This is a genomic window from Empedobacter sp. GD03865 (genome assembly GCF_029840775.1).
Lineage (GTDB): Bacteria > Bacteroidota > Bacteroidia > Flavobacteriales > Weeksellaceae > Empedobacter > Empedobacter falsenii_B.
Map to the genome: position 1 here is coordinate 45,097 of NZ_JAOCDF010000021.1, position 11,726 is coordinate 56,822.

Below are 11,726 nucleotides of genomic sequence, written 5' to 3' on the forward strand. Positions count from 1 at the left end.
TTTTGTTAAAAAAAATAGCATTTTCAATACAAGTATTTAGTATATTTACTGCTTATATAACTTTAACTCAAAACGTACTTAATCTAAACTATATGAAACGTTTATTCATCATTGCTTCTTTCGCTTTAATGATTATCAGTTGTAAAAATGATAACATTGAAATTGATTCTACATCTGTACAAACTTTTAGTGAAACGGTAGACAAAATTTCGAAGGCTTTGCCTGTTATGCAACAAGATAAATTTAAGGAAGCTTTACAGATTATTTTCGAGTACAACACAAGTCAATCAATGGATAATGAAGCGCGTTGGGGAATTGTGCGTACGTTGTTAGATGGAAAAACGGTAGATGAGGTTTTTGATATTGCTGAAAAAGTCGCGTTACAAAATAAATTTACATGGAATAGAAATCAAGTTCCTTTGGTGAATGGAATTCCAAAATCAGGTGCAATTGAAACTGTAGAAACGCCTGCTGAACCGACTTCTAATGTACAACGTTTCGATTTTAGTTTAAAACAAGATGATACAGGAATCTCAATTTCTCCTTTTTTCTACAATGCACAAGGAGAGGAAATTCAGTTGGATAAAGCTGTAACGGCAACGATAGAAGTGTTTAATTCAGGTAGTATTGTGTACACATTTCGTTCTACAATTGATCCAAATTCTATGGATGATTTGTACAGAAAAAATACAATTAATATTAAATATTCGTCATTAGATGCTTCTAAAATTAAGAGTGATCGATTAGATATTTTGGTTCGAATTCCGAATTCTGAACGATATTTAACGAATCGTAAAGCGATAAAAGTTCCGTTGAATTTAGTTGGTGCTGCTGAGGTTGTAGATTCTCTTTTGGTTGAAAGTACGCCTGCACATGTAAGTAAAGAAGCTGGAATGGTAAAATCTCTTTCGAATCGTTTTATGACAAATTTATCAAAGAAAAATTATTCTGGTGCTTTTGCGTTGACAAGAAGTGGCGAATGGAATACTTTCCAAAAATTTTCTTCTGATGAATCAATTAAGAATTTAGAGCAAGCAACAATTAATGATGCAAAAGTGTTAGATGCAGATGAAAAAGTTGCATTGGTTGAAGTGAATGCAAATTTAAAAGACCAATCATCTAAGACGTATCAAGTGACTTTAGAAAAGATCAATAATAAATGGTTTGTGGTTAATTTTAAATAATTCTCAAACTTATTAAACATAAAAAAAGCGTTCAGATTCTGAACGCTTTTCTTGTTTTATATTGAAATGAATTATTGTCCGTTAGCTTCTTTAGCAGCGTCCGCTTTCATTTTTTCGTTAGCTGTAATAGTAACTTCTACACGTCTATTTTTAGCACGACCTTCAGCAGTACTATTATCTGCAATTGGATCTTCTATACCTTTTCCAGTAGATGTTAGACGAGAAGATGCAATTCCTTTCGAAATTAAATAATCTTTTACAGATTGTGCTCTTTGTTCAGAAAGTGGTTTATTATAAGATTGAGAACCTACATTATCTGTATACCCAATAACTAAAAGATCTGTATCAGGATATTCTTTAAAAACTTCAATTAATTTATCTAAGTTTGCTTTTGCAGTACTTGTTAATGAAGATTTATTGTAATCAAAAGTAACTTTAGAGTTTTCATCTAAAATTAAATTAATTCCTTCTTCAGTTCTTACAACTTCTGCACCTGGTAAAACTTGCTCAATTTTTTGCGCTTGTTTATCCATGTTGTTACCAATAACACCACCAGCAGCTCCACCAACAGCAGCACCAATTAACGCACCTCCAGCACCTTTACCAATAAGCCCTCCTAAAACTCCACCAGCTACAGCACCAATACCAGCACCTTTTTGTGTATTATTTGCATTTTGTACAGCTGTACAAGAAGACATCATAAATGATCCTCCTAATACAATTGCGGCTATTTTAGTATTTATTTTTTTCATAATTTCTAAGTTTTTTAAATTGTTGATTAACGTACGAAGTTATAAATCACTTGAGCAATTTTTCCGTTTGCATTGATATCTTGTACCAATTTCATCGAATTTGCATCAACATAATCTACACGCATTTTATATCCTGCTGTATTTTGTTTCGCTTTGATTCCTGTAACATCTTTGAAGATGAAATAAGTTGTAGAACCATCTTGTTGTAAATCCCAAATAATGTTAGCCGTTCCTGAAGGACAATCTCCACCTGCATTATTGAAAGTGTAAGTTCCTTTTTTGTTGTTTTGAACCAAGTTCCAAGTAGAACCTTCATAACATTCTGGATTTGCTGTGTCAAAAACTTTCGCAACTGCATCAGTAATTTTTACATTACCTTGTACCTCGTTTGTTGTTAAACCTTGGTAGTCTACATTTGTCAAAGTCCATGCACCTCTCACTTCTTTACCTGTTTGTATTTCTTGTTTTGCAACGGTTGTAGATGCACAAGAAGTTAAAAATGCTGAAGCGCATATCCCAAATAATAAAATACTTTTTTTCATAGCTATTTATTTTATCTATTATTAATCTTAAAAAACGGCTTCTATAAATTAGATTTAATAAAGTTTTAGAAAAAAAACGACTTCTAATACATCTGATTAGATAATCATTCTTTAAAAACGCTTATTTTAATTTTCAGCTTTAATAATATAGATTAAAGATGAATACTGTCCATTATTTTTAGCTAAATAATTTGACTTTAAAGCAACTTTTATTGCATTAAAGTAACCAAATTTATTTCCCTTGTATTTCTCTGAAAGTAAACTCACATAAAATGCGTCAAGTTTCATTGGACTAATCTTATCAATTTTCATACCAAAGTTACTAAGTAAATTACTCATACTTTTATCAGAGAAGTGCCAAAGATGTCTTGGTACATCATAAGCTGCCCAATATTTACCATAATATTTAGCATCATATGATTGATGATTGGGAACGGCAATTATTAATACTCCATTATCCGTTAAATGATTTTTTAATTCTCCAATAATCTCATTTAAATTAGGGATATGTTCCAAAACATGCCACAACGTGATGATATCATACTTTTCTGTATTCTGTTCTAATTCTGTAGAAGTAACTTTTTCTATTCCAACTTTTGATTGCGCAATTCGTCTTGCCGAATCATTTGGTTCCATTCCCAAAACATCATACCCATTTTTTTGTAGATGTTCTAAAAAATCTCCAACGCCGCAACCATAATCTAGAATCTTTTTACCATTTCCAACTTTATTAATCAATTCTAATTTATTATTTAGATTGATTGATTTTGCCATTTGATAAAAACGTTCGAAAATTGATTTCTTTCCATCGGTATGGGAAATGTAATTTTTACTTTCGTAATACTTTCCTAAATTTTCGATAGGCTGGGGGAGAGTGTACAAAACTTCGGTTTCTGAATCTTCGTAAATCTCAAATTTTTCTCCTGTTAAAAAATAATCTTTTAAATCTAATTTCTTAATACCAGAAAATCCTTCTTTTGAAGGATTTTCTTGAGATGTTTCACGTGGAACATTTTCCATATTATCTTCCCATGTAAATTAATAATACACTTATATCTGCTGGCGATACACCACTAATTCTTGATGCTTGTGCTACCGTTGCAGGTTTTATTTTTGTTAATTTTTGACGAGCTTCTATCGACATCGATCCAAAAACATGATAATCTATATCAGCTGGAATTTTTAGATTTTCCAGACGATGCAATTTATCTGCATTCTGTTGTTCTTTCTTAATATAGCCTTTGTATTTGATCTGAATTTCTGTTTGCTCTAATTCTTCTTGATCGTATTCATTCGTTTCAATAAACTCTTTCACACGATTCAATTTTGTGAAATCAGAAAGCTTTAATTCAGGACGAGAAATAACCGAAATCATTTTGTTTGGTTGTTTCAAAGGTGTTCCTTCGCGCTCTTCAATTACATCATTTATTTCTTGTGGCTTGATGGAATTTTCTTCGAAATAATTAACAAGTTTTTCAGCTTTGTCAAATTTTTCTTCCATTCTTCTCAAACGATCTTCTGAAGCTAAACCAAGTTCAAAACTTTTTCTTGTCAAACGTTCATCCGCATTATCTTGTCTCAATAAGATACGATATTCTGCACGAGACGTAAACATACGATAAGGTTCTTCTGTACCTTTTGTAATCAAATCGTCGATTAAAACTCCTATATACGCTTCATTACGATTTAAGATAAATGGATCTTTTCCTTGAATTTTTAACACAGCATTTATACCCGCCATCAAACCTTGAGAAGCAGCTTCTTCATAACCTGTTGTTCCGTTAATTTGACCAGCGCAATATAAGTTATCAATTAACTTAGTTTCTAGCGTATGTTTTAACTGTGTTGGTGGAAAATAATCATATTCGATGGCGTAACCTGGACGTAACATTTTTGCATTTTCAAAACCAGGAACAGAACGTAAAGCTCTTGCTTGAATATCATCTGGCAAAGATGTTGAGAATCCATTTATGTAGAATTCCATCGTGTGCCAACCTTCCGGTTCAGCAAAAATCTGATGACGATCTTTGTCTGCAAAACGATTAATTTTATCTTCGATAGATGGACAATATCTTGGTCCTGTTGATTTAATTGTTCCGTTAAACATTGGAGAACGATCAAAACCTTCGCGCAATAAATCGTGAACTTCTTGATTCGTATAAGTAATCCAACAAGAACGTTGTTTTGTTAATTTTTGTGTATTTGTATATGAGAATTTTGAAGGATTTTCATCACCTGGTTGCTCAACCATTTTCGTATAATCGATAGAACGACCATCTACACGTGGAGGAGTTCCTGTTTTCATTCGTCCAGCTTCGAAACCTAAATCAACTAATTGTTCCGTAATTCCGAAAGCAGCAGATTCTCCCATGCGTCCACCTCCAAATTGTTTTTCTCCAATATGAATTAAACCATTCAAGAAAGTACCATTTGTAAGTACAACAGACTTAGAACGAATTTTCATTCCCATGGCTGTAATTACTCCGCAAACTTTACCATTTTCGATGATTAAATTTTTTACCATATCTTGAAAGAAGTCAACATTCTCTGTTCTCTCTAAAGATAAACGCCATTCTTCTGCAAAACGCATACGGTCTGATTGCGCACGTGGTGACCACATCGCTGGACCTTTTGATTGATTCAACATTTTGAATTGAATCGCAGTTTTGTCGGTAATAATACCTGAGTATCCGCCTAAAGCGTCAATCTCGCGAACAATTTGCCCTTTCGCAATTCCACCCATAGCAGGATTACAAGACATTTGTCCGATTGTTTGTAAGTTCATTGTAACAAGAAGCGTTTTTGCTCCTAAATTGGCTGCTGCCGCTGTTGCTTCTGCACCTGCGTGACCACCACCAACTACAATTACATCATATTCTGATTGAAATATCATTTGATTTGTAAACTTATTTTTCTTGTTAAAATAATAAATGTTCCACGTGGAACATTATTGATTTAGATAGCTACTAAACGTTTCTAAATATTGATTTTCTTTTGCAGTCATCAATTCTTTGTCGTCTGGTTCTTTGTCCATATAACCAGCAAAATGTAATATTCCGTGGATAACAACACGAGCCAACTCGTTCTCAAAAGAAACACCATTTTGCTCAGCATTATCTTTGATTCGTTCGATACTAATAAAAATATCACCCATCAATTCGTCTTCAATAGAATTATCGAAACCGATAACATCTGTGTAATAATCGTGGTCTAAATATTGTCGATTAATTTGAAGTAAGTATTCATCATCACAGAAAATATAGTTTAAATCTTCTATTGTTTTCCCTTCATTCTTCATACTCTCTACGATCCAATCTATCCAAGTTTGAGCATCTTTTAGCTCAAAATCTGTTTCGTAAAATAATTCTATCATTGTTCTAAAACCAGTAACCTAAACTTAAATTAAATAATCCTTTTTTTGTGTAAGGCGAATAACTCCAAATAAAATTTAAAGGTCCTAATGGACTATCGTAGCCATAGGTAATGCCGTACCCAAGATATTTGTAATCTGTTAAACTCAATTGCTCAAATCTATCTGTGATATTTGCTATATTCATAAATAGACTTGTGTAATGATTTTTCAAAATTCTAGCTTGGATATGAGAGCCAAAAAGCAATTGATTGTCGCCAATCGCAGAGCCAAAAGGAAGCCCATAAAACTTGGTATAATTGAAAAAATCTTGTTCAACATAACCTCCGATATAAAACTTCTGAGGCATTGTTACATTATCGTTGAAAAAGGTTCCAAAGTTAGCAGTAAATCTGTAACTTAGGAAATTATTTAACGGAAAATTTGCCTCTAAACTCGATTCTAGCAAATAGTTATTTTCGAATCCAGTTACATTAGAATCAAACAAATACTTAAAGCTTCCATCAAATTTTAAACCACTACGCGCAAAATTTGCATTATTTCGATTATCTGCTTTAATATATCCATACGCTTTCCAATAATAACCTTCGGATTTTGCTGGAAATTCTTCATTAGAAGCAATAAAATTATTTGTGAAAACTTTTGTGTATTGATGCTCTAATCCAACGCCAATCGCAAATTTTTCTTTAATCGTGGATTGAATATAGAGTTGATTGATGTATTCTCTAAAGTTATAATTTACTTTTTTGTAGATATTATCTTGACCAAAGAAGTTTCTTAAATCAATTTCTTTGTCAAAATAATGCGAAAAAGAGTTGAAACCAATACTTGGTAAATAACCATTATCAATGAAAAAATTGATGTTATATCGCGCATAATCTCCAACCACAACATCAGCAGATAGCACCGAGTTTTTGACAAATAAATTCTTTGAAGTGAAGTTTAAAAGTAATCCTGTTTTGAATAAATCATCGTAATGTAATCCAAAACGGATTGATTGTTTGGTCTTATTTTCTTGAACTTTTAACGTCAATAAATTCTCTTCATCGTTAAGTTCTGAGATTTTATACGTGATATTATTAAAGTTTCCAGAAGCATACAGTTTCGAAATTCCAGCTTTTAAATCATCATATTTTATAATTTCAGGAGTACGAATCCCTAGCTTACCTTCGATATAATTTGTGTTGAAATTCTTCAATCCTTCTACTTCAATTTCTTTCACCAAAACATAATCATCAAGTTTAATTTCGTTTCGAGTTTTGTTTGAAGCATGCTGTTTTTTTGCAATTTCTTTCAGTTGATCATATACTTTTTCCGAAGCAATAAGTCCGCGATTGTAAATAGAATCTACTTCATCAAAGCTTGTAACAGCATATTCTTTTAGCTCTGGCTTAATCAACAAATCGACTAGTTTTTTCTGCTCATCCGTTTTTTTAACGATACTCATCGTCATAATTTGACTCAAAATATCAATAGCCGAATTTAGATCATCACGTTTTTGTAAACCATCACCCAATTCGACACCGATAATAATATCAGCCCCCATATCTTTCACTTCTTTCACGGGGAAATTGTTGACAACGCCTCCATCAACATATATTTTACCATCAATTGTGACAGGATCTAACATGGTTGGATATGCGCCAGAAGCCAAAATAACACGAGGTAAAAAGCCTGAACGAAAGACTTTTTCTTCTCCAGTTTCGAGATCGGTTCCGATACAGACGAAAGGTGTTGGAAGTTTATTGAAATCATCAATATCATGAACTGGACGCAATAAATAAGTCAATAAATCAAGCGGACCTTGACCTTTTGAAATGGCATTTGGAATCGTTAATTTGAACTTATCAAAAGGTAATTCTAAGATGTATTTTTCTTTGTATGCTTTCTCGAAAAAAGGAATCTCTGCACGATCTTTATTTTGCATAATCAATGAAGAAATGTCCAATTGATGCATGATTTTCTCGAGTTCGTCAGGTGTATATCCAGCGGCATATAATCCACCGATAATCGCACCCATACTTGTTCCTCCGATGTAATCAATTTTGATTCCAGCTTCTTCAATTTTCTTCAAAGCGCCAACATGTGCATAGCCTTTTGCGCCACCACCACTCAATACAACACCCACTTTTAGACGCGTTGAATCGTTCTTCGTTTCTTGTGCAAAAGAAATGGTTGAAATAATGAAAATGAAAGCAAAAAGACTGCGCATAAATTGATCTAAATTGAGGAATAAAGATAGCAATTTTGAATCTAAGTTGTAGAATTGTTTAACCTATTCTACATTATTTTCATAACAACTTAAATAATATGAAAATTTCGAAAAGTCTGCAGAAAAAGCTTTATTTAGTTTTAGAAAAGGCTTTAGTTTTTCTATTTGTGAAACAGAAAGTGGATATGAATCATAAATTTCTGATGGATAATCATCCTTATTTAGGATAAAATCATTTAAATAAAGAAGAATCTGTTCAGATGTTATTTCTAATTCGAATTCATTGTTCAGAGAATCGTCAGAATTATTATACTCTTCAATTAATCTAATTATTTTATCCATTTATTTTTTTTTAAATTACAAAAAAAGAGCTACTTTTCTGTAACTCTTTCAATAAATTATTCTTTGTAATAAACGCGTTTTATACGTTGGGAAACCGAAGTTAAGACTTCATAAGGAATTGTTCCTAACCATTCGGTAACGTTAGCTAAAGTTGGCGAGTTTCCAAAAATAGTCACTTCGTCACCTTCTTTACATGGAATATCGGTAACATCAACCATCATCATATCCATACAAATGGTTCCGGTAATTGTAGCCAAATGCCCGTTGATACCTACTTTTCCTTTTCCGTAACCAAGTGAACGACGAATTCCGTCTGCATAACCAACAGGCAAGGTTGCAATTTTGGTATGACGCTCCGCTGTAAAACGACGACCATAGCTTACAGTTTCGCCTTTTTCAATCTCTGAAATCTGAGAAATTACCGTTTTGAAACGCACAACAGGTTTCAAATATTTCTCCATAAAATCGGTATATTCAGAGTAGCCATACATTCCGATTCCTAAACGAACCATGTCATATTGATGCTCTCCATACGCTACAATTCCAGGAGAATTTAACGCATGTTTGATTGGTTTTATGTTTAAAGCAGTTGTAATTGCCGCATAACTATTATCAAAACGTTCTAATTGATATTTCGCATATTCTTCTTCCTCTGGCATATCTGCAGTTGCTAAATGCGTGAAAATTGAGCGAACATAAACATGTGAATTATCTTTTAGAATTGCAATTAATTCTTCGAAATCATCTTCGTGAAAGCCAAGACGATTCATACCCGTTTCCATTTTTAGGTGAATTGGATAAGGCGAAGAAATCTGTTTTTCTTGTAGTTTCTGAATGAATAATTTCAAGACGCGCAAACTATAGATCTCTGGCTCCAATTGATAATCGATAACCGTTGAATAACTACTTTGCTCTGGGTTCATGACGATAATTGGAACGGTAATTCCAGCCTCGCGCAATTCTTTTCCTTCGTCTGCAATCGCTACGCCCAAGAAATCGACACCGTTATTTTGTAAGGTATTTGCCACCTCAAAACTTCCTGTTCCATAACTGTTCGCTTTTACCATGCACATCAATTTTGTGGTAGGTTTTAGCAATGAGCGGTACACATTTATATTTTCGATAAGGTGTTGCAAATTAATTTCGAGAACAGAATCGTTGGAACGTGTTTCTAATTCATTCGAGATTTTTTCTAATTTAAACGGACGAGCACCTTTTAATAAAATAGCTTCGTTGTCGACATTTTGATGTTTGAACTGTTCTAAGAATTCTTCAGTCGAATTGAATGAACGAACATAAGATTCGAATAAATGTTTGAATTGAGAAATTTTTTCTCCGATCAAAACTATTTCATCAAAATTATAAGGGTTGACTAAATCGGCTGCTTGTTGATATAAATCTTGATCAGATAAGTTACTTTGTAAAATATCCGTCAACACTAACGATTTTTTGTCGCGTGGTTGTTGATTTAACACATTTAAACCAATTTTTAATGAATTTAGATCAGAATTGAAGGTATCATTAATTAAAATTGAATGATTAATCGCTTCTTTAATTTCCAAACGCATTTCGATTGGTAGAAGTTGACTAAATTCGTTTTTAAGTTGTTTATAATCAATATTTAAACTAATTAAAGTCGTTAAGCAAATTAAACTATTTTTAATCGAAGCATCATCGATAAAAGGAATCGAATAGGTGAATTCTTGTTGATTATGTAAAATAGAAATTTGCGTATTAGTCTGATTACTTTGTATTTGCTTGATTTGTACAGTGGCAGAATTGGAGTAACCATAAGTATATTTATCTATTTGTGCTAAATGTGAGTTTTCAAGAATAGCTTGATGTACTTTTTCATTTTCGATATTGAAAACTAATTTATCAACATGAGAAAATAGTTTCAGTTTTTCCTGAATCAATTCATCTTGATTTTTGAAATTCTCTAAATGCGCTTCTCCGATTTTTGTCAACACACCAATTGTTGGTTGAATAATTTCTTCGAGATTTTGCATTTCATTTGGCATCGAAATTCCAGCTTCGAAAATACCCAAATCGTTTTTCTCCTCCATTTGCAAAACAGAAAGTGCTGCTCCGAATTGAGAATTGTAACTTTTTGGACTACGAACAATCGAGAATTTTTTCCATAACAATTGATTCAACCATTCTTTGACAATTGTTTTTCCGTTGGAACCGGTAATTCCGATGACAGGAAAATTAAACTGTTTGCGATGAATTTTTGCCCAATTTTGTAAAGCAAGTAGCGGATTTTCGACCTCGATAAAATTTGCATGAGGCAAATTTGTCAACGCTTTTTCTACGACAAAATTTCGAATTCCTCTTTGATAAGCATCTTGCAAATACAAATGCCCGTCTTTTTGATTTCCGTGAAAAGCAAAGAAAATTCCCTGAGTTGGATTGACAATCATGCGCGAATCAAAGAAAATTTGATCGATGATTTCGTCTCCATTTCCAATCAAAGTACCGTTGATGATACTTGCAATTTGATTTAGATTATAAGTTTTCAACTTTGTGTTTGTTATGTTCTTCCCAGAAAGCAACTCGGCTTAATGGTTCGTATTCTAGTACTTCGCCAAGCTCTACAAGGCGATCACTGTCAATTTTTCGGTGCGAATAATTGGCTAAATTTCCTGTACGAACGCAGATTGCATGCACTTTTGTTACATACTCGGCAGTCGCCATTAAATTGGGCATAGGACCAAAAGGACGACCTTTGAAATCCATATCCAAACCAGCAACTATAACGCGTTTGCCTTCGTTTGCCAATTGATTGGCCACGTCTACAATACCGTCATCAAAAAATTGTGCCTCATCAATTCCTACCACATCGCAATCATCAGCCAATAATAAAATTGCTGAAGAATACTCAACAGGTGTTGATGTAATAGAATTTTGATTGTGTGAAACTACTTCACGGTCAGCATAACGCGTATCTACCGTAGGTTTGAAGATTTCGACACGTTGCTTGGCAAATTCGGCACGTTTTAGACGGCGTATAAGTTCTTCGGTTTTACCAGAAAACATTGAGCCACAGATGACTTCTATCCATCCACTTTTTTTGTTATGATTAAAGGTATTTTCGAGGAACATAGTTCAAATAATTTAGATTAAAATGTGAGAACAAATTTACGGAATAAATTAGATGAAAGAAGTAAAAAGTAGATTAAAGCTCATCTTGAAACTTTAGATGAGCTTTAGTGTAGATGTATAGCGTGCTTAACTTACTTTTATTTTGCCTCTTGTAATCTTCCCTAAAAACCGGAACGTTTAAAAATATAGTTTATTAACTTAGGGATAATTATGAAACAA

At 33.0% G+C, this 11,726-nt stretch carries 10 protein-coding genes; 1 reads left to right on the plus strand and 9 read right to left on the minus strand.

From position 1 onward, the window contains the following. Window positions 1-92 precede the first annotated feature (92 nt). Window positions 93-1,184: a hypothetical protein gene (locus N5D46_RS09195; protein ID WP_280049801.1), complete on the plus strand. Its 1,092-nt coding sequence runs from the start codon at window positions 93-95 to the stop codon at window positions 1,182-1,184. 71 nt (window positions 1,185-1,255) lie between these two features. Here the strand turns inward: N5D46_RS09195 and N5D46_RS09200 are convergent, their stop codons facing one another. From N5D46_RS09200 to N5D46_RS09240, 9 genes are all read right to left on the minus strand, one after another. Next, window positions 1,256-1,936 (minus strand): OmpA family protein, encoded by a 681-nt coding sequence (locus N5D46_RS09200; RefSeq protein ID WP_280049802.1) that lies wholly within the window; start codon window positions 1,934-1,936, stop codon window positions 1,256-1,258. Between the two features lie 26 nt (window positions 1,937-1,962). Beyond that, on the minus strand, window positions 1,963-2,478 hold the full coding sequence (locus tag N5D46_RS09205) for a lipocalin family protein (RefSeq protein ID WP_038336217.1): 516 nt from the start codon (window positions 2,476-2,478) through the stop codon (window positions 1,963-1,965). 126 nt (window positions 2,479-2,604) lie between these two features. Next, window positions 2,605-3,498, minus strand: a complete 894-nt coding sequence (locus tag N5D46_RS09210) for a class I SAM-dependent methyltransferase (protein ID WP_280049803.1) — start codon at window positions 3,496-3,498, stop codon at window positions 2,605-2,607. A 1-nt stretch (window position 3,499) separates the two neighbouring features. Further along, the gene (gene mnmG, locus N5D46_RS09215) at window positions 3,500-5,371 is read right to left on the minus strand and encodes a tRNA uridine-5-carboxymethylaminomethyl(34) synthesis enzyme MnmG (RefSeq protein WP_280049804.1); all 1,872 of its coding nucleotides are present in this window, start codon (window positions 5,369-5,371) and stop codon (window positions 3,500-3,502) included. A 54-nt stretch (window positions 5,372-5,425) separates the two neighbouring features. Continuing rightward, complete coding sequence (gene ybeY, locus N5D46_RS09220; RefSeq protein WP_114998588.1) at window positions 5,426-5,851, minus strand: rRNA maturation RNase YbeY; 426 nt, start codon at window positions 5,849-5,851, stop codon at window positions 5,426-5,428. Window positions 5,852-5,855: 4 nt separating this feature from the next. Beyond that, complete coding sequence (locus tag N5D46_RS09225; protein ID WP_280049805.1) at window positions 5,856-8,060, minus strand: patatin-like phospholipase family protein; 2,205 nt, start codon at window positions 8,058-8,060, stop codon at window positions 5,856-5,858. A gap of 63 nt (window positions 8,061-8,123) precedes the next feature. Next, the gene (locus N5D46_RS09230) at window positions 8,124-8,402 is read right to left on the minus strand and encodes a hypothetical protein (RefSeq protein ID WP_280049806.1); all 279 of its coding nucleotides are present in this window, start codon (window positions 8,400-8,402) and stop codon (window positions 8,124-8,126) included. Window positions 8,403-8,458: 56 nt separating this feature from the next. Further along, window positions 8,459-10,924 (minus strand): bifunctional UDP-N-acetylmuramoyl-tripeptide:D-alanyl-D-alanine ligase/alanine racemase, encoded by a 2,466-nt coding sequence (locus N5D46_RS09235; RefSeq protein ID WP_280049807.1) that lies wholly within the window; start codon window positions 10,922-10,924, stop codon window positions 8,459-8,461. Then, complete coding sequence (locus N5D46_RS09240) at window positions 10,911-11,507, minus strand: thymidine kinase (protein ID WP_219034099.1); 597 nt, start codon at window positions 11,505-11,507, stop codon at window positions 10,911-10,913. The genes N5D46_RS09235 and N5D46_RS09240 overlap by 14 nt, the downstream gene beginning before the upstream one ends. Between the last annotated feature and the right edge of the window lie 219 nt (window positions 11,508-11,726).